General features: G+C 60.9%; 17 protein-coding genes. 14 read left to right on the top strand and 3 right to left on the bottom strand.

The genetic code is table 11. The features are described from left to right. The first annotated feature begins 7 nt into the window (after window positions 1-7). Window positions 8-475 (top strand): hypothetical protein, encoded by a 468-nt coding sequence (locus BGE01nite_RS19855; RefSeq protein WP_146852901.1) that lies wholly within the window; start codon window positions 8-10, stop codon window positions 473-475. A gap of 86 nt (window positions 476-561) precedes the next feature. Here the strand turns inward: BGE01nite_RS19855 and BGE01nite_RS19850 are convergent, their stop codons facing one another. Then, entirely contained in the window at window positions 562-909 is a 348-nt protein-coding gene (locus BGE01nite_RS19850; protein ID WP_146852899.1) for a P-II family nitrogen regulator, read from the bottom strand. 209 nt (window positions 910-1,118) lie between these two features. Between BGE01nite_RS19850 and BGE01nite_RS19845 the strand changes: the two genes are divergently transcribed. The 10 genes from BGE01nite_RS19845 to BGE01nite_RS19800 all read left to right on the top strand — a co-directional run bounded on the left by BGE01nite_RS19845 (window position 1,119) and on the right by BGE01nite_RS19800 (window position 12,997). Continuing rightward, complete coding sequence (locus BGE01nite_RS19845) at window positions 1,119-2,003, top strand: hypothetical protein (RefSeq protein WP_146852897.1); 885 nt, start codon at window positions 1,119-1,121, stop codon at window positions 2,001-2,003. 51 nt (window positions 2,004-2,054) lie between these two features. Then, entirely contained in the window at window positions 2,055-3,014 is a 960-nt protein-coding gene (locus tag BGE01nite_RS19840) for a UbiA family prenyltransferase (protein WP_146852895.1), read from the top strand. 609 nt (window positions 3,015-3,623) lie between these two features. Beyond that, complete coding sequence (locus BGE01nite_RS19835) at window positions 3,624-4,757, top strand: DegT/DnrJ/EryC1/StrS family aminotransferase (RefSeq protein WP_146852893.1); 1,134 nt, start codon at window positions 3,624-3,626, stop codon at window positions 4,755-4,757. Continuing rightward, window positions 4,738-5,466: a class I SAM-dependent methyltransferase gene (locus BGE01nite_RS19830; RefSeq protein ID WP_170266910.1), complete on the top strand. Its 729-nt coding sequence runs from the start codon at window positions 4,738-4,740 to the stop codon at window positions 5,464-5,466. The genes BGE01nite_RS19835 and BGE01nite_RS19830 overlap by 20 nt, the downstream gene beginning before the upstream one ends. After that, on the top strand, window positions 5,463-6,467 hold the full coding sequence (locus BGE01nite_RS19825) for a glycosyltransferase family 2 protein (protein ID WP_146852889.1): 1,005 nt from the start codon (window positions 5,463-5,465) through the stop codon (window positions 6,465-6,467). Before BGE01nite_RS19830 ends, BGE01nite_RS19825 begins: the two co-directional genes overlap by 4 nt. Continuing rightward, the gene (locus tag BGE01nite_RS19820) at window positions 6,464-6,934 is read left to right on the top strand and encodes a sugar 3,4-ketoisomerase (RefSeq protein WP_170266909.1); all 471 of its coding nucleotides are present in this window, start codon (window positions 6,464-6,466) and stop codon (window positions 6,932-6,934) included. Before BGE01nite_RS19825 ends, BGE01nite_RS19820 begins: the two co-directional genes overlap by 4 nt. Next, window positions 6,931-8,031, top strand: coding sequence for an ATP-binding protein (locus BGE01nite_RS19815; RefSeq protein ID WP_146852885.1), 1,101 nt, complete (start codon window positions 6,931-6,933; stop codon window positions 8,029-8,031). The genes BGE01nite_RS19820 and BGE01nite_RS19815 overlap by 4 nt, the downstream gene beginning before the upstream one ends. Then, window positions 8,024-8,695 (top strand): response regulator transcription factor, encoded by a 672-nt coding sequence (locus BGE01nite_RS19810; protein WP_146852883.1) that lies wholly within the window; start codon window positions 8,024-8,026, stop codon window positions 8,693-8,695. Before BGE01nite_RS19815 ends, BGE01nite_RS19810 begins: the two co-directional genes overlap by 8 nt. Before the next feature lie 91 nt (window positions 8,696-8,786). Continuing rightward, window positions 8,787-10,652: a tetratricopeptide repeat protein gene (locus BGE01nite_RS19805; RefSeq protein WP_146852881.1), complete on the top strand. Its 1,866-nt coding sequence runs from the start codon at window positions 8,787-8,789 to the stop codon at window positions 10,650-10,652. After that, window positions 10,649-12,997, top strand: a complete 2,349-nt coding sequence (locus tag BGE01nite_RS19800; protein ID WP_146852879.1) for a spermine/spermidine synthase domain-containing protein — start codon at window positions 10,649-10,651, stop codon at window positions 12,995-12,997. Before BGE01nite_RS19805 ends, BGE01nite_RS19800 begins: the two co-directional genes overlap by 4 nt. Before the next feature lie 8 nt (window positions 12,998-13,005). On the opposite strand, the gene BGE01nite_RS19795 is transcribed toward BGE01nite_RS19800, so the two are convergent. Then, window positions 13,006-15,222: a trypsin-like peptidase domain-containing protein gene (locus BGE01nite_RS19795; RefSeq protein ID WP_170266908.1), complete on the bottom strand. Its 2,217-nt coding sequence runs from the start codon at window positions 15,220-15,222 to the stop codon at window positions 13,006-13,008. Window positions 15,223-15,343: 121 nt separating this feature from the next. On the opposite strand from BGE01nite_RS19795, the gene ilvC reads away from it, so the two are divergent. Beyond that, window positions 15,344-16,372 carry a ketol-acid reductoisomerase gene (gene ilvC / locus BGE01nite_RS19790; protein ID WP_146852875.1) on the top strand — a complete coding sequence of 343 codons (1,029 nt, stop codon included), beginning with the start codon at window positions 15,344-15,346 and terminating at the stop codon, window positions 16,370-16,372. 174 nt (window positions 16,373-16,546) lie between these two features. Next, on the top strand, window positions 16,547-17,329 hold the full coding sequence (gene proB, locus BGE01nite_RS19785) for a glutamate 5-kinase (RefSeq protein WP_146852873.1): 783 nt from the start codon (window positions 16,547-16,549) through the stop codon (window positions 17,327-17,329). Between the two features lie 178 nt (window positions 17,330-17,507). Here proB and tnpA read toward each other — a convergent pair whose 3' ends face one another. Beyond that, complete coding sequence (tnpA, locus tag BGE01nite_RS19780) at window positions 17,508-17,954, bottom strand: IS200/IS605 family transposase (protein ID WP_146852871.1); 447 nt, start codon at window positions 17,952-17,954, stop codon at window positions 17,508-17,510. A gap of 297 nt (window positions 17,955-18,251) precedes the next feature. On the opposite strand from tnpA, the gene BGE01nite_RS19775 reads away from it, so the two are divergent. Continuing rightward, the gene (locus BGE01nite_RS19775; RefSeq protein WP_146852869.1) at window positions 18,252-19,259 is read left to right on the top strand and encodes a polyamine ABC transporter substrate-binding protein; all 1,008 of its coding nucleotides are present in this window, start codon (window positions 18,252-18,254) and stop codon (window positions 19,257-19,259) included. The last annotated feature ends 4 nt before the right edge of the window (window positions 19,260-19,263 follow it).

The following is a 19,263-nucleotide window of genomic DNA, read 5'->3' as shown; positions in this document are numbered from 1 at the left end:
TTCAGCTATGTCTGGCGCATACTTGGTGAGCTTTAAATCCCGCCTCAAAGAGCTGGGGCTTCCTTCAGTGGAAGATCTGCGAAGACTGGATCGTGCCTCAGAGATCCAGCAAACCCAGGTATTGGACTATCTCGCTGAGCTTGCGTTCGCATGCCAGAACATGATGAATATCTCCCTCGGTCGTATGTCTCTCAAGATGGTGCCGAAAGAGTGGCTCCTTAGCCGCTGGGGTCAGGTTGTAGCGCCGCATCTCGCAACCAATGACGATTGGGAGTATGGGAGAATAGCAGAACTTTTAGCGGGTCTGGATCAAGACGCTATGATGAATCACCTCCAGATCTGTGCCGCTCATGAAAGCAAGTATATCCAGGAGATTGCTACAGACCCCGAGTCGCTCCTCGAACTTGTGAGCCGCTGGGAGGAGGAGTCGGAGCGTCTTACAAGACTGATCGCAGAAATGGAAAGCGCTGAGTGAGGACACACGCGCTCCATGGGCATGAAAAAAACCCGCTTGGTTTGATCCAAGCGGGCTTTTGAAGGGGTTCAGGTTATGGGGGAAAATTAGGAGCCGGAGACAGCGTCGGAGCCGCGCTCGCCAGTGCGGATGCGGACGGCTTCGAGGACATCGCTGACGAAGACCTTGCCGTCACCGATCTTGCCGGTGTTGGCGGCCTTGACGATGGCGTCCACGACGGTCTCGCTGCGGGAGTCTTCGACCACCACCTCGATCTTCACCTTGGGCAGGAAGTCCACGGTGTATTCGGAGCCGCGGTAGATTTCAGTGTGGCCCTTCTGGCGGCCGAAACCTTTGACCTCAACGACAGTCATGCCTTCCACTCCCACTTCAGAGAGGGCTTCTTTGACGTCTTCGAGTTTGAAGGGTTTGATGATCGCTTCGACTTTTTTCATGGCTGACGCAATTAGTTGTGTGGTTTGGCAGGTTTGCAACACCGGAGAAGATCAGGGGTGATTTTCCACTGGTTGTTTGCTTCGGGTTTACCTAAAAGCGGGAAGCGTGCCAAGTTTGACAAGGAAAAATCTTTCGCCTGTTTTCAAAGGGGTTCCAGAGCACGGGCGGAGTTGCATTTCAGCCCCATCTGACCTACCACGGCAACGCCATGCGCCGCCTGCCCTTCCTCTTTTCCAGCCTCCTCTGTCTCGCGACTGTTCTCCAGGCCCAGGATGAGCCGCTTTCCCTGCGGCTGCGCTGGCTGCCGGAGCACACCTACACCCAGGAAACGACCACGGAAACCACCTCCGGCATCAAGATCACCGGCAAGGGGGAGGAGCAGAAGATGAAGGTGAAGCAGACCACGGAGATCAAGGTGACCGGGGCTGGCACGGGAGAAAAACTGGCCCGGGTGACCTTCGTGAACCTGAGCGGCGAGGTGATGCTGAACGGCAAAAAGGAAACGTTTGATTCGGCGAACCTGAAGGACGCGAACCCGATGATCCAGTCCTCCGTGGGCAAGAGCGTGGGGAAGACCTTTGTACTGGCCTACGGGGCTGATGACCAGTTCCTGGAGGTGAGGAACTCCAGCTCCATGGCCGAGACCCCTGATGACGGGCCGAATCTGGTGAGGATCGCTGAAGCCAAGCAGGTGGCGGACCTATATCGCCGGTCCCTGGAGATGGGGCTGCCGAAGGGCGCTGTGAAGCCGGGTGACCGCTGGACGGCCCAGGAGACGGTGAACTTCCCGAGCGCGGGGACGATGAACATCGAGCTGCGGGCGAAGCTGGAATCTGTGGTGAGCTATGAGGGCCGCCAGCATGCGAAGGTGACCTTTGAGGGGGAGATGAAGCGGACGGAGGAGACGGCCGGTTCGCGCGCTGTGACCATCGGCGATGGCTCGCGTGTCTTCGGGCAGGTGCTGTTTGATGTGGAGCGCGGCACGGTGACTTTCGGGGCCTTCCTGGCGGACATCCAGCTGGAGATCAGCGGGAAAAAGATCCCGGTGCGCCAGCAGGTGACCACGAAGCTGGTGGGTTTCACGAAGGCTTGATTTTTTTCACCCGCGTGAGCTGACTGCACCCGCCAGCCTTTCCTTTTGATCATGATCCGCCCCTGGCTCGAGCTCGCGCGCATCTCCAACCTGCCGACGGTGTGGACGAATGTGACGGCTGGCTGGCTGCTGGCGGACGGAGGGCTGGGAAATCCTGTGCTGCTGTGGATGCTGCTCGCGGGTTCGCTGCTCTACACGGGCGGGATGATCCTCAATGATGCGGCGGATGTGAAGTTTGATCGTGAGCACCGGAAGGAGAGACCGATCCCGAGCGGCAAGGTGAGCGCGGTCATGGCCTGGAGCGTGGGATTGGGGATGCTGGTCGGGGGATGGTGTGTGGCGGTGCTGGTGGCGGGGGCGAGTGTGAGCATCACGACGGCGCTGGTGGGCTGCATTTTGTTTTATGATCTGTATCACAAACCCTGGAGCGGGGCGGTGTGGGTGATGGGGATGTGCCGGGTGCTGTTGATGCTGATGGCCATGGGGCCTGGCATTAGCGTGCGTTTGGGTCTGAGTGAGGCCGCCCAGCTTTTCAACCTGGGATGTGTTTATGACACGGGCCATTGGAGCCTGTCTCCGGTTCAGATCATGGCTCTGGGGCTGGGCGGCTACATCGTCGGCCTAACCATGGTTGCGAGGTTGGAATCCAAGAAGGGCTCCGCCTCCCCAGGGCAAAGGTTGTTCGCTTACGCTTTGCTGGGAATGCCCGTCATCTCCTTTGCGGTGATCCTGATGCGCTTGGGGAACTTTAAGCCGCTCTCCATCCTGGCGGATTTCACGCCTTTGCTGCTGTTCATCATCCCAGGGGTGTTCGTGCTGTGGGTGATGTTTGCCATGCGGGTGATGCGGCAGGGCGGACCGGCGATCGGTCGCGCCGTGGGGCTGCTGCTGGCGGGGATTCCGATCGTGGATGCGCTGGCAGTGAGCGTGGTCTCGCTGCCGCTGGCGCTAGGGTTTGTGGCGCTGGCGCCGGTGTTAAGGCTGTGGCAGCGCTGGATTGCGGCGACTTGATGGATTCATGATTCAGGAGTCCTGATTCATGATTCCGGATGCTTTGGCGCTGTCCAAAGGGTCCGCTTGGGACGCTTTTGGTTCGTGCGAGAGAGGTGGAGAGTGAGGGGCTATGAGTGGAGATTTTTCACAGGAGATTTGGAGTTTTGGAGAATGGGAGAGGTGTCCTGCGGAACGCACGGGACGGACGGGAGCCGTTGACGGTTGTTTACAGTGTTTGACTGTTGTTTACGGTGGTTTGGAAGAGAGGCTGATCCGACTGAATCCGACCTGATCCGGGCGGGGCTCGTCGTGGGCGGCGGGAGGAGCCGTTTGCGGTTGTTTACGGTGGCTTCAAAGCAGAGGCGATCCGACTGGATCCGACCTGTTCGCGGTGGTGGGTGGAGAGGGCGGGATCGTGCGGCGCATCTCACGGCGCGGGGGAGGCGCCCCAGGTCAATCCAGGTGGATCCGGCCTAATCAAAGCTGTGTCTGCCAGTGGGAGGTGCTGGAGGTGGCTCTCGTCATTTCTTGGGAGGCAGCCCGTTGGGCACGACAAATTTGTCACGCCATTCACTACATGACATGTCTTTGGTCAGACACCCCCTTTTTCGCACATGATAGCGGCACATGAGCTCACGACGCGCATCCATGTTTCCGGCTTTTCCGGCCTCCGACTGCCTTGAGTATCAGGAGGAGATTCAGCGTGCCCTTCATCAGGTGATGAAGAGCGGCAACTTCATTCTGGGACATGAGGTACGGGCTTTTGAGGAGGAGTTTGCCTCGTACCTGGGCGCGGCTCATGCGGTGGGTGTGGGCAATGGCACGGATGCGATCGAGCTCATGCTGCGCGCGCTGGACATCGGGCCGGGAGACAAGGTGATCGTGCCTTCGCTGGTGCCTTCCGCCGTGGCCGCGGGTGTGGAGCGTGCCGGTGCCACAGTGCTGCTGGCGGACGTGGATGAGCAGACGCTGACGCTCTGCCCGCGCGCGGTGGATGGTCTGCTGGACTCTGAGGAAGGCCAGGGTGTGCGCGCGGTGCTGGCGGTGCATCTCTACGGACATCCTGTGGACTGGGAGGAACTGCAAAGAGTGGCGGTGAAGCACGGGGTGGAGATTCTAGAGGATGGCGCGCAGGCGCATGGAGCGCGCTGGCACCATCAAAACATCGGCACGCTGGGGCGCATGGCGGCCTTCAGCTTTTACCCAACCAAAAATTTAGGAGCGATGGGAGATGCGGGGGCTGTGGTGACCACGGATGCAGAGCTGGCGGCGCGCATCCAGCAGCTGCGCCAGTATGGCTGGGTGCGGCGGCACATCAGCGAATGCTCCGGCATCAACAGCCGCATGGATGAGGTGCAGGCGGCCGTGCTGCGCGTGAAGCTGCACAACCTGGAAGCCCAGGTGGCGCGGCGGAACACCTGGGCCGCGCACTATCACCATGGACTGAGGCACATCTCCGGCCTCCTGACACCGATGGTCCGCGAAGGGTGCTATCATGCCTACCATCAATATGTCATCCGCAGTGCCCGGCGCCAGAGGCTGCATGAGCATCTGGAGCAGCATGGCATTCCAGCGGCGGTGCTTTACCCAGCCGCCCTGCATCAGCAGCCGGCGTGGCACAGCGCGCGCCGTTTTCCCGTGGCCGAACGTGCGGCTGCGGAAGTGCTCTCTCTCCCTCTGAACCCTTATTTGAAAAGGGATGCGCTCGATCATGTGGTGCAGGTCCTGCAACGATTCACCGATGAGCCCCGCCGAACATAAGATTCTGCGAGAATCTGAAGAACAGCACTGGTGGTATGCCGTGCTGCACCAGCTTGTGCTCGCAGAGATGCATGCGCATGTGAAGCCGGGCGCGGCGGTGCTGGATGCTGGCTGCGGCACAGGCGGCATGATGGCGCGACTGGCCAAGTGGGACATCCAGGGTGTGGACATCTCCGCCGCGGCGGTCTCCCACTGCCATGAGCGCGGGCTGCATGAGGCGCGTCAGGCGAGCGTGTGCGAGCTCCCCTTCCCTGATGCCAGTTTTGACTCAGTCTTGAGCCTGGATGTGCTGTATCACCAGGAGGTGCATGAGACATCCGCGCTGGATGAGATGGCACGTGTCTTAAGACCTGGAGGTCTGATGATCCTGAATCTTCCTGCGATGAACTGCCTGCGCGGAGCGCATGACAAGGCGGTCTGTGGTTCACGACGCTACACCGCATGTCATATGCGCGACCTTCTGCGAAAACGTAGGTTTGAAGTGCGAATGATCCACTACTGGAATGCCTGGCTCTTCCTACCATTGCTGGCATGGCGTTGGTGGTCTCGTCGTTCCCGTGAATGCCGCTCCGACCTGCGTTCCATGCCGGAGATGATGAACCGGATCCTCATGAGAGCGGGGCATCTGGATGCCAGGCTCTGCCGGCATGTGCGGCCACCGTTCGGAAGTTCCATCTTCGCTGTGGCGCATCGCCCTGAAACCGTATGAAAACGAGCCCAGACACGCCTGAGTTCAGCTTTGTCATCCCTCTCTTCCACACGGGTGAGGGGCTGGCGGCGTTGATCGATGCGTTTCGTGATCTCAGCCTCCCTGAAACCTGGGAGCTGGTGCTGGTGGATGATGGAAGCACGGACGGCACGTTCGACCAGGCGCAGACTTTAATGCGCAGCTTTCCGGCCCCTGTGACGCTGGTGGAGCTGGCCCGCAACTATGGCGAGCATGCCGCGGTGCTGGAAGGCTGCCGGCGTGCGCGCGGAGAGTTCATCGTGACCATGGATGATGACCTGCAGAACCCTGTGGACGAGGCGGTGAGACTGCTCAGGCATCTGCGGGACAGCGGTGCGGAGGTGGTGTACTCACGCTACAAAACCAAGCAGCACTCCTGGTTACGCAATGCGGGAAGCTGGCTGGTGAATGCCTTTGCCACCTTTCTCCTGGGCAAGCCGCGTGACCTGTATCTTTCCAGCTTCCGGGCGATGAGCAGCACGCTGGTGGAGCGCATCATCGCGTATCACGGTCCCTACCCTTACGTCGACGGACTCATCCTCGGCGCCACGCGCCGGATTGAGACCCTGGAGGTGCGGCATGATCCGCGTGTGCACGGACGCAGCGGCTACACGATGCGCGGCCTGCTGCGCCTGAGCATGAGCCTGCTGTTTGACTTCAGCATCATGCCGCTGCGGCTGGCGAGCGTGCTGGGCATTGTGCTTTGTTTGTTAGGCGGAGCCGCCCTGGCCGCAGTGCTGGTGGAAATGATGCTGCAAGGTGCGCGGCAGCCGGGCTGGGGCTCCCTAATGGCCGCGCTGGCGGTCTTTTCCGGGGCGCAGCTGCTGATGCTGGGCCTCATCGGCGAGTATGTGGGCCGCGCTTTCCTGACGGTGTCAGGCAAGCCGCAGTCGATCGTGCGGACGCAGATCCGCCGGCAGACGAGCGCAAGTCCGGCGGCGCGCCGCGGAGCCAGCCTCCCCCGGCTTCAACAATGCGCATGAGATTTCCTTTCCTGATGATGACCAACCCCCAGATCCATCCCTGCCGGGTGCGCGGAGTGCAGCTCTATGAGATGCCCTGCGTGATGGACGAGGTGCGTGGCAACCTGACGGTAGGCCAGACACCGGACGGGCTGCCGTTTGTGCCGCAGCGGTATTTCATCACCTATGGCATCCCCGAGGGGCAGACCCGCGGACAGCATGCCCACAAATGCTGCACGCAGTTTTTAGTCTGCGCCCACGGCCAGTGCCATGTCCGCGTGGATGATGGCACTGCGCAGGAAGACATCCATCTGGACAGGCCCACGCTGGGCGTGCTGGTGCCACCGCTCGTGTGGGCGGAGGAAGACAGGCACTCCCCTGACTCCGCCCTGCTGGTGCTGGCCTCACAACCTTATGAGCCCGATGACTACATCCGGGACTATGACGAATTTTTGACCATGATCAGGAGGACCACGACGCGCCCATGAATGCTGACATCAGCACATCTCCCATCCCTGTGGTGGCTGACAGAAAGGTCCCCTCCACACCCTGGTCTGAACTGACCGCCTTCATGCGGACCCAGCCCATGTGGGTCTCCATTTTCTTCCCGGTGCTTTTGACCATCGTCATGGGCTGGCTGGATGACATCACGGGCTGGGAAGTGAGCCTGTTCATCTTTTACGCCATCCCGATCATCCAGGCGGTGTGGTGGGGCGGGGTGAATGCCGGGGTCATCATCACGATCCTCTCAGGCCTGGTCTGGTGGTATGCGAACCTGGACGTGCATCCGTATGAGACCCTGTTTGGTTATGTGTGGGCGATGATCAACCGCGAGTTCTACTTCCTCGTGGTGGTGTTTGCCGTGAGCATCGTGCGCAAGAAGCAGGATGCGGACGCCGAATACATCCGTGTGTTGGAAGAGCGTCAGCAACTTGAAAAAGACATCGTGGCTGTCAGTGAATACGAGCAGCAGCGCATCGGCCGTGACCTGCATGATGGTCTCTGCCAGCAGCTGGCGGCCATCGGCTGCGCGGCGCGTGCCCTGACGGAGGACCTGCAGGGCAAGGGGCTGGAGCACGCCAACGATGCCAGCGCGATCGAGGACTCCCTGAGGCAGGCCGTGGTGGAGGCACGGGACATGGCGCGCGGGATTTTCCCGGTGCACGTGGACCGCAGCGGCCTGTCCACGGCCCTGAGAGACCTGGCACAGACGACGGCGCGGCTGACCAACATCGACATCCAGCTCATTGACAATGAGGAGGTGCAGCTGAGCTCTCCCGAGATTTCCATGCACCTGTACCGCATCGCCCAGGAAGCGGTGGCGAACGCGGTGAGACATGCGTCTCCGCATCACATCTGGATCAAGATCGAGCGCAAGGGCGGCAAGCTGCACCTGACCGTGGAGGACGATGGCCGGGGCATCGATGTCCGGCTGCTGAACAAATCTGACGGGATGGGGCTGCGGACGATGCGCTACAGGGCGCAGTCCATCGGCGCCTCCCTCGAAATAGAGCCTCGCCCTAAGGGAGGCAACCGTGTATACTGCTGCCTTCGTATCGATACAGAACCCTCTTCCCATGGCTGACATCTCCCCCCCAACCACCTGCAAGGTTCTTCTCGTCGAGGACCACCCCATGTTCCGCGAACATCTGAGCGCGCTGATCAGCCGTGAATTCGGCATGTCAGTGTGCGGCGAGGCGGACAACATCCAGGACGCGATGAAATTGATCGAGGAGAAGAAACCTGACGTGGCGATCCTGGACATCACCCTGCGGGGATCCAGCGGGCTGGAGCTGCTGAAAGACATCAAGGCCCGCGGGATCAACCTGAACGTGCTGGTGCTCTCCATGCATGACGAGGACCTGTATGCCGAGCGCGCGCTGCGTGCCGGTGCCCGCGGCTACATCAGCAAGAACGAGGCCTCGAAGGAGGTGATCTCCGCCATTCAAAGCGTGATGAAGGGTGACGTGTATGTCAGCCGGACCATGAACGCGAAGCTGCTGGCGCGCATGACCCAGAAGCGCAGCCCTAACCAACTGGCTGGCATGGAGCTGCTGGCGGACCGCGAGCTGGAGGTCTTCCACCTGCTGGGCAAGGGCCGCAGCACGCGAGAGATCGCCGACGCCCTGCATCTGGGCGAGTCCACGGTGGAAACCTATCGTGCGCGTATTAAGGAAAAGCTGAATCTGCGCAGCGCCGCCGAACTGTATTTGCGTGCGGGAGAGTGGGTGCGGGAGCATGGGGCATGACAGTTTGGTCGGGTGATCCGCCACACGTGATGTCCTTTGCGGTCTAACCGCAAATTTGGTGAGATGCGGCAGTCTTCAACACACTGCCGCCATGCCTATCCAAAAATGCGTTCACACATCCCCCGGAGAAACATCCCTTTCATGCGGCAAGGCCGGCGGACATGTGTGGAGCGCGAGACGCCTGATCACGGCGCTGCTGCTGGCTGTGCTGCCCTGGTTTCTCTACAGCCACACGCTGCACTTCGAGCCTCTGCTGGATGATGATCCGTACATCTTCCACAACCCACTGCTGAAGGACTCAGAGAGCTTTCTCTACCCGCTGTACTTCAAGACCTTCGCGCTGAGCGCGGACAAGTGGGGCATCAGTCCGGATGTGCCGCTGAACTTCATCCTGCGGCCGTTTGCCTACCTGACCTTCTATCTGAACCTGAACTTCGGCGGCCCTGAGACAGCGGGCTTCCGGCTGGTGAACATCTCCCTGCACATGCTCAATGGCATGCTGCTGTTTCTGCTGGCCCAAAGCCTGGCCGGCCGAAAGGACGGGCGCTCGTTCATCGCCTCGCTTTCCGTGGCGTTGCTCTTTGCCGTGCATCCGCTGGCCACGGAATCCGTCACTTACATCGTGCAGCGTTTCGAGTCACTCTCGACTCTCCTCTGCCTGCTGGCGGTCCTAACCTACATTCAATCAAGAAAGGTCTCCAACCTGCAGCTGGGCCGTGCGTGGAAGGCGGGCAGCCTGATCTGCACCTTGCTGGCCATGTTCTCCAAAGAGACCGCCTTCACGCTGCCGGTGATGCTGGTGCTTCTGGAGATGACCTGGCGGAGGCAGACGCTGTGGCGATCCCTGGTCTCCGCCCGCTGGCATCTGCTGCTAATGCCGGTGATCCCGCTGCTCATCTTCGCGGCGGAGTGGGCGCAGAGCGGGAGGTTCAGCGTGGTGGATTCTGTCAACATCACCAATGGCGGGCCGCAGGAGTATAACGTGATGCAGTACTTCACAACGCAGATCTGCGCCTGGGTTTCCTACCTGCGCCTGCTGATCCTGCCCGTGGGCCAGAACTTTGACCACAACTACCCGCTCATCACCTCCATGAGCGACTGGCGCGTGATCTCAAGCGGCAGCTTCGTGCTCGCGCTCTTTCTATGCTCCTGGTTATACTTCCGCCGTCATCGTGGCGCCACCAGCGCGATGGTGCTGTGGGGCCTGCTCTGGTATTTCGTCACGCTGGCGCCCTCCTCCAGCATCGTGCCGCTGCCGGACCTGTTCTCCGAGCACCGCTGCTACCTTCCCTCGATCGGCGTCTTCATCGCGCTGGCCGCTCTGCTGAAGGAGATGCTTTCCCTGCGGCTGCCGGCGTTCTCGCGCCTCACGCTCATTGCCGCGGGCTCCAGCTGCGTGCTGGCGCTGTCCTTTGCCACGCTGCTGCGCAACGAGACCTATCGCTCCCGCGAAACCATCTGGCGTGATGCTCTCTCCAAAGGCTCTGACAAGGCCCGTGTCTGGAAAGGCCTGGGCATCTCCGCGAACAACGCCGGGCGCCATGACGAAGCCATCAACTGCTTCAAGCGCTCCACCGAAAACCATCCTGAGGACATCGAGTCCTGGATCAATCTCTGCGCCATGTATGTGCAGCAAAAGAGGAGCGAGGACGCGCTGGCCGCCGGCAACATGGCGGTCAAGCACGTGGGCAACAAAGCCACGCTGCTGCATCTGATGGCGCACTCCCTGGTCCAGCTCGGCCGCTGGCAGGAGGCCAAGGGTGTGTGGGAGAACATCCTCAAGACTTTGCCGGACCATCGTGACTCTCATCTGAGCCTGGCAGAGATCGCCGCCCAGACTGGCAAGGGCCAGGAGGCGATGAGACATCTGAACGCGGCGGAGCGGATCATGCCGCTGGACCGCCACTACGCGGAACTGAAGAACCAGTTGCAAACCCAGGTCGCATCCTTGCCATGAGGTCCAAGCTCACGATCATCAGCGCCGCCAGCCTTTTTTTCATTTCTGGTTCGGCCGCGCTGATCTACCAGACAGCCTGGCAGCGGCTCTTCGTCATCTTTGCGGGAGGAGACATCCAGGCGGTGACGCTCATCGTCACGGCTTTCATGCTCGGTCTTGGAGGCGGCTATCTCCTCGGCGGCTGGCTGGCTGACCAGCAGAGCGCGGCGAGGAACCTGCTGGCCTTCGCTCTGGTGGAGGCGGGCATTGCCATCTGGGGCGGCTGCAGCCAGTGGCTCTACCATGACATCCTCTGCCAGCAGCTTTCCGCGCTCACCGGTGCGCGCATCACGGGTGGCATCGTGCTCATCATCCTGCTGCTGCCGCCCACGGTGCTCATGGGCATGTCCCTGCCCCTGCTGGCCCGCGCGCTGACACGAAAGGTGGATCAGGCGGCGGCCCACATCGGCTGTCTCTATGGCATGAACACGCTGGGCGCCGCCGCAGGCGCGCTGCTGACCACATGGTATCTGCTGCCGCAGCATGGGATCTCAGGAAGCATCGACACAGCAGTCATGATGAACATCGCCTGTGCGGCCTGCATCCTGCCTTTCATACCCCTCTCATTTGGAGAGCAGACGGAGATCATGCCGGCAGTTCCGGAGGCCGCGCCAACAACTCCAGGGCTCAGTGGACGGATGAAGGGGTTTCTGCTGCTGCATGCCGTCACGGGCTTCCTGGCGCTGGGGCTGGAGATCGTGTGGTTCCGCGTGCTGGGAGTGATGCTGAAGTCCACGGCCTTTACCTTCGGCACGCTGCTCGGCATCTACTTGGCGGGTCTTGGCCTGGGCGCGCTGGCCGGGATCTGGAAGGCCGGACGCAGCACGAATCCGCTGCGCACCTTCCTCTGGCTGCAGGCATCTCTGGCCGTGTATGCCGGGCTGTCATTGATGCTCCTGCTCCAGGCCATTCATCACGCGCCCTGGTGCGCGGAGCTGCTGGCCTATCTGGACAGCTATGAGCCGATTGACATCAACATGTCCATCCAGCTTCTGCAGCATCATCAGGCTGCTCATGCCGGGCTGCCAGATCCCATGCTGCTGCCGATCCTGCATGGGCTGATTCCGCTGCTGCTGATCCTGCCGGCCACCTTCCTCATGGGGCTGAGTTTTCCCTGTCTGCAAAAGGCGGCGCAGACGGATCTGGCCCACATCGGCACACGCACCGGCTGGCTGCAGGCGGCCAACATCGCAGGCAGCGTGGCAGGAGCGCTGCTGGTCGGCACTTTGTTCATCTCTTGGTTAGGCAGTGCGCGGACCCTGGAGCTGCTGGTCAGCATCGGCGTGGTGCTGGGATTGCTGGCGCTGGCGGGAACGCAGCGGCTCAGACTCAAGGCAGCCTCCTGGCTGGCGCTGGCGCTCGTGACCCTGGCTCTGATCCCATCCGCCGACGATTTCTGGGCAAGCATTCATGGCACCACGGCTGACAAGATGGTCCATGTGGAGGACAGCACCGGTGTCGCGGCCTTGAAGAAGACTGCCCCAGCTCCCGGGCTGCCTGGAGACACGATGGTGTTTGTGAACGGCACGGGCCAGAGCTGGCTGCCTTACGGGCATGTTCACAGCGTGCTCGGCGCCCTGCCTGCGCTGCTGCATCCGAATCCGCAGCGCATCGCGGTCATTGGCCTCGGTTCAGGTGACACAGCCTACAGCGTGGCGCCGCGTTATCAAACCGAGGAGGTCATCTGCGTGGAGATCATCGGCGGACAGATCGAGGCTTTGCGGGAGCATCACGCGCGGCATCCCAGTCCTTCGATCAAGGCTCTGCTCGGGGAGAAGCGCATCCGCCATGTGCGTGGCGATGGCCGCCGCTTTCTGATGATGAGCGACGAGCGTTTCGACATCATCGAGGCGGATGCGCTGCGCCCGAATGGTGCAGGCTCGGGCATCCTGTATTCGCAAGAGTACTTCCAGCTCATGCTGAAGCGGCTCAAGCCCGGTGGTTATGCTGTGACATGGGTTCCCACCTCGCGGGTGCGCAACACCTTCCTGCGGGTGTTTCCGCATGTGCTGGACCTCGGTCACATCATCATCGGCAGTCCGGACCGGATCGATGTGAGCGCGAGTGACCTGCGCCGCCGCCTGGGTCATCTGGAGGTGCGCCAGCACTTCCGTCTGGCGGATGTGCCCATCCAGGAACTGCTGGCACCTTACCTGAATGCCAACTTCCGCACGCACATCATCGGACCGGAAACCAGCCGCAGCCAGTTCACGGACATCAACACGGACCTGCATCCGCGTGACGAGTTTCACCTCTCCAGACTCTGGGAGCCGGAGCCCGAGCAGGAAGTGATCAATGCGGAATGACTTGTTAGTCAGTCCCGGAGGTTCTGCATCCACTCGTCCAGCTTGGCGCGCAGTTCCTCGGGCGCAGATTCGGGGAAGTGCTCGATCAGCCACTGCACGTCCTCACGCGCGGCGGCCTTCTGGCCTAACCGCTGACGCATCTGCGCACGGGTGATGCGCTCCATGCTTGCCTCAGGATCAATCGCCACGGTAAGATCGAGATAGGGCAGCGAGTCCTTCAGGGTGTCTTCAGAGTCCAAGGCCGCGCCGAGGAGATTGCGCAGGATGCGCAGAATGGTGTCACGCTTGCTGGCAGGCTGGAGCTCAGGCTCTTCAAACTGACCGGTGCTGGAGAGCTCCAGCGCGGCCTCCGTCACGGTCATGGCCTTGCCGCGATTGAAGGCATCCACAAGCTGCACCTCGCCTTCCGGGCCATCTTTCCACCCGACCATGAAGCGGCCTGGAAGCGGCACGCCAAACACATCTGGCACTTCCAGACGACGAGCGAGCTCGATGAAGAGAACGGAGAGTGTGATGGGCAGGCCTTCGCGATCATCCAGCAGCTCACTCATGGAGCTGTTGGCCTTGCTGTCATAGTCATGCCGGCTGCCATGAAAGCCGCACTCTTCAAAGAGAAAGCGGCTGAGACGTGGCACGGCGGAGGCGGTGCCTTTCTTGATCTCGGGATCCGTCTTCAGCTCATCCACCATGCGCGTGAACTGCTGGAGATACTGCGCCACGTCGATCTCCGTGTTGTCATGCCGCGCCAGAAGCAGCGTGAGGCGCATGAGATCAATCTTCTCCTCTGGCTTCGCGAGCTCGGTCATGATGTCACGCGTGACAGCGCGGCGATGCAGGTCCTTTTCGAGATCCCTCAAAGCGGCGGTCTGCTTCTCCAGTTCACGCCGGCGCTCCACCAGCAGCCTGCGGGCTGAAGCCGGATCCTGCAGCAGCTCGTCCAGCGTCTTGTCACGCGTGGTCTCGCTCGAGCTAAACTGGTCCAGCGCGGTGTCGATGGCAGAGGCGACGGTCTCGGGGATGGCTTTCTCGCCGAGGTCTGCGCCAACACGGAAGCCGCGATACTCGGCGGCCGGGCTGCGGAAGCGGCAGAGGCCCACCTGGCCTCCACGCAGGCCTTTGTCCTCATGCACCAGGACACGCTGGCCATTCACCCAACCAATGATTTGATCAGGCTCCACACGGATGCGCAGATGATTCCAGGCGCCGGGACGATAAGCCTCGGTATCGAATTCCTTCAGCACGACCCAGGAGTAGACATCTGGCCCTTCAAAGCGTGTGAAGCGCATCTTCCCGGCGGAGGGATAGAAGCCGTAGTAGTGGTCCTCGTCCTCGGCGCAGAAGAGCAGGCCCGCGGCGCCGCTCTCGTCATCCAGCTTCACATTCACCGAAACCTCGAAGGTCTCTTGCGGCACCTCGGCATTCGAGAGGCACAGGGTGCGGCCCCCAAAGCCATGGCCCATGCCGGCGGATTTGATGGTGCCAGAGCGCTGGGTCCAGCGTGAACCGAGGGCGGGCTGCCACACCTTCGAATTCAACACGCCGATGGTGATCCAGCGATCGATGGGCACTGGGTTCGGCTTGGCGATGAGATGCTTCAGCTCATTCACCGGCATGGCATAACCAAGATTGTCGGTGATGCTGTGCTTCATGGTGATGAGGCCCAGCACATTTCCCTGACGGTCCAGCAGCGGACCACCGCTGTTGCCACGCTCGATGGGCATGGCGAGGCGGATCATGGGCACGTCACGCACCACGTCTGGATACTCGGACACAACCCCATCCACGATGCTGAAGGCGAGGCCCTCTGGGTTGCCCATCGCCACCACCGGCTGACCTTGCTTGATGCTGTCACTATCGCCCAGCGGCAGGGGTTTCAGATCCTTGGCCGTGATGCGCAGCAGTGCCAGATCCCAATGCGAATCCGTGGCGGTGATCTCTGTGACGTCATGCTTCGTGCCATCACTGAGCTCCACCTCCAGGCGGCGCGCCTCACCGATGACATGCAGGTTCGTGGCGATCAATCCGTCCGGGCTGACCACAAAGCCGGTGCCCAGTCCGTCCAGCCCCTCGCGGCCGTCCTGCAGCACCTTCACGACAGAGGGTTTCACCTCCTTGGCGATGGTTTCCACGGTCTTCGTGCTGGCTTTCGAGGCAGCCACAGGCGGCTTGCCCGGGGACAGCGGAGCCACGGCCAGAACGAGGACGGGGAGGAGAAAAGCACGCATGCGGATCATGATACGCAGGAAACGCGCCTCGACGCGGGAACTTTGCCCCTGTCAACTCCTCCTTGACCTCAGGGGGGGGATGAACCACTCTCCGCGCCCCAAATTAGACTAACCAAATCACATGCCCGCGAAAATCTACACTGAAAAGGACGCCAGCCTGGCTCCGCTGAAAGGCAAAACCTGTGCCGTCATCGGCTTCGGCTCCCAGGGCCATGCCCACGCTCTTAACCTCAAGGAAAGCGGCGTGAAAGTCATCATCGGTCTCTATCCTGGCTCCAAGAGCCGCGCTGTGGCTGAAGAAAAAGGTCTGAAAGTGCTCGACACCGCTGAAGCCGTGAAGGCCGCTGACGTCATCTTCGTCGCCGTGCCAGACACCAAGATCGGTGGCGTGTACAAGGCTGACATCGCCCCTCACCTGACCAAGGGCAAGACTCTCCTCTTCTCCCACGGCTTCGCCATCCATTACAAGACCGTCGTTCCGCCGAAGAACGTGAACGTGATCATGGTGGCCCCGAAAGGCCCTGGCCACATCGTCCGCCGTCAGTACACCGAAGGCAAAGGCGTTCCTTCCCTGATCGCCATCTACCAGAACGCTGACAAGAACGCCAAGAAGATCGCTCTCGCCTGGGCCCACGGCATCGGCGGCACCCGCGGCGGTGTGCTTGAGACCACCTTCAAGGAAGAGACCGAAACCGATCTCTTCGGTGAGCAGACCGTTCTTTGCGGCGGCACCAGCGCCCTCGTGCAGGCTGGTTTCGAAGTGCTGGTGGAAGCTGGCTACGCTCCTGAGATGGCCTACTTCGAGTGCCTCCATGAGCTGAAGCTCATCGTCGACCTCATGAACGAGTCCGGCATCGCCGGCATGCGCTTCTCCATCTCCGAAACCGCCAAGTGGGGTGACGTGAAGGTGGGTCCGGCCATCATCGACAAGTCGGTGAAGACCCGCATGAAGAAAGCCCTCAAGGACATCCAGACCGGCAAGTTCGCCAAGGAATGGATCAAGGAAACCGAGAGCGGTTACAAGAACTTCAACAAGCTCCTCAAGGAAGGCGAGAAGCACCCGATCGAGAAGACCGGTGCCAAGCTCCGCAGCCTGATGCCTTGGATCAAGAAGCGCGACATCAAGGGCCAGCAGGCCAGCTACGCTTGATCCGGCTCCAGGCGGCCTAACCGCCCGGACAGGTCAAAAAATCAAGAGTGCGGACCGGCAACGGTCCGCACTTTTTGTTGGAATGAAACTGCTCACTCCACTGCCGACCGCCTACCGTCCACGGCTCACAGTCTCTTGACTCTCCCCTCCCCCGCCCTATCTCCACAGCCCCTCATGTCCACACCTCAGCGCATCGTCCTTAAATTCGGTTCCGGCATCCTGACCAAGCTCACGACGCCCGAGCCTGATCCGGTGCAGCTCCGCAAGCTGGTGGAAGCCGTCGCGCTCATGAAGCAGGCGGGGCACAGCGTGGTGGTGGTCAGCAGCGGTGCTGTGGCCTCCGGCCTGAAGCCGCTGGACATGCAGAAGCGCCCCACGGACATGACCACGCTGCAGGCCCTGGCGGCGGTGGGTCAAACCCACCTCATGCATGCGTATGAGAACCTGCTGCGTGATCACGGCCTGCATGTGGCGCAGCTTCTGGTCACCCATGAGGACCTCGCCCAGGAAGAGCGCGCGAACCGTGTGAAGGCCACGCTCGAACGCCTGCTCGAGTTCCCGCAAATCGTGCCCGTCATCAATGAGAACGACAGTGTCGCCATCGAGGAACTGCGCTTTGGTGACAACGACAAGCTTTCCTCCCGCATCGCCAGCCTCTGGGGTGCGGACATCCTCATCCTGCTCACCAGCGCCCCCGGACTGCTGCGTGACATGAAGCACCCCGAGGAAGGCCCCATCCCGCTCGTCACTGATGTGGATGCGGTCATCCATCATGCGCAGGAAGAAAAGACTGCCCTCGGCACCGGCGGCATGATCTCCAAGCTCCGCGCTGTGCAGGACGCCGTGAACAGCGGCGTGCAGTGCATCATCGCCAGCGGCCGCCAGGCCGAGCAGCTCCCGTCCGTGGTGGAAGGTGGTGGCGTGTGCACGCGGTTTAGTGCGAGGAAGAAGGCTTAAATAGACCAATCATTGGTTAGCCAAAACCTCGTGGTGCCAACGCCTGCTTTCGAGCCGGAGGCTCGATGGCCGGTAGCCGGTGGTGAAATGAGCGTAAGCGAATGAGAACCACCGGATGCGCGCGCCCATGACATGACATCATGCTCCGCGTCCCAGAGGGACGCTGGAAGGAATGACATCACCACAAATACCGCTCATCGTATTCGACGAGGCCCATTTTGAGCATCTCCACATACTCGTCCTGATACGTTTGTGAACGATGCCGTTCCTCTTGGTTGAGAACATAGGATCTGGCACGCTCAAGGTCGCGAGCGCCAACGGTGAATGCGCCGTAACCTTCCTGCCAGGAAAACTCAGGCATGTGCAGTTCTTCATGAACCCAACGAGACGACACACTCTTCAAACGTTGCAGCACGTCCGCCAGAGTATGTGTCGGCTTCAACCCCACAAGAACATGAACATGATCTCCAATGCCGCCGACAGCATGACAAAAACCACCTTCCGTTCGAAGGCATCCACCCAAAAACTCATGTACTCGGGCACGCACTTCCACCGGAAACCAATCCTCCCGATTCTTGGTGCTCCAGACGAAATGGTAGTGCAACGAGGTATGGGTCGAGGGCATGGGGATAACTTCCAGCGTCCCTGCCGGGACGCGAGAATGAAATGGGGTGGACCTGTCCTTTTCCGGTGGTTCTCATTCGCTTCGCTCATTTCACCACCGGCTACCGGCCATCGAGCCTCCGGCTCGCACTCAGAGGGTCCAGGCCCACTTAATGGCTGCTTGGCGGAGACCTGCATGGTGCTGCTGAATTCCTCCGGCTCGAAAGACAGATGCCATGCTGCCACAATCACCTAGCCAGGCTCCTGCATTTTGATTTTCAGCATTTTACTCAGCCAGCATCCGCGTCTTGGTTTCAGCATGAGATCCCTCCTCTTCCTTCTGGCCCTGGCTCTTCCTGCGTTCGCGGCGGACACGCTGCATATCTTCACGTGGGCAGACTACATCAGCCCGGAGACGGTGGAGAAGTTTGAGAAGGCTAACAAGTGCAAGGTGGTCATCGACACCTTTGACTCGAACGAGTCCATGTATGCCAAGCTCAAGGCGGGAGCCAAGGGCTACGATCTCATCTTCCCCACCAGTTACATGATCCAGCTCATGGTGACTGAGGGCCTGATCACCGAGCTCGATCACAGCAAGCTGACCCACCTTTCGAACATCGATCCTGCGGTTCTGGACAAGGTCTCGGACAAATCCATGCGCCACAGCGTGCCTTACACGCTGGCCTACACCGTCCTCGCCTGCCGCTCAGACAAAGTCTCCAATCCTGAGTCTTCCTGGTCGATCTTCGAGCGGCCTGACGTGAAACAACGCATGACGCTTCTGGATGACATGCGCGAAAGCATCGGCGCGGCATTGAAGTCACTCGGTCACAGCATCAACACGCGTGATGAAGCGCAGCTCGCTGCTGCTCAGGAAGTGCTGCTGCGCTGGAAGGCCCAGGCTGCGAAGTTTGACAACGAAGGCTACAAGGCCGGTCTCGACTCAGGTGAGTTCACGCTCGTCCATGGCTACAGCGGCGACCTCTGGCAGGTGGCGCAGGAGAACAAGAAGATCACCCTCATCGTTCCGCAGGAAGGGACCATCATGGGCTGTGATGAGATGGTCATTCCGAAGTCCGCGCCGCAGGCTGCGCTGGCTCATGCCTTCATCAATCATCTACTGGATGCCGAGGTCGCGGCCGAGAACATGCAGTGGACCGGCTACCTCTGCCCCAACACCGCCGCGCTGAAGAAGGTGGATCCCGAGTTCCTCAGCAATCCCGCGGTGACCATGCCAGAGGCCATCCGCGCGAAGAGCGAGGTCATTCAGGACCTCGGTGCTGACCTGGCCAAGTACACGAAGGTGTGGGATGCGGTGAAGAGATAAGAGA

Source organism: Prosthecobacter gellanilyticus (assembly GCF_007992435.1).
Classification (GTDB): Bacteria; Verrucomicrobiota; Verrucomicrobiia; order Verrucomicrobiales; family Verrucomicrobiaceae; genus Prosthecobacter; species Prosthecobacter gellanilyticus.
Note: the sequence above shows the minus strand (reverse complement) of the source record. Positions and strands in the feature narration are given on the sequence as shown.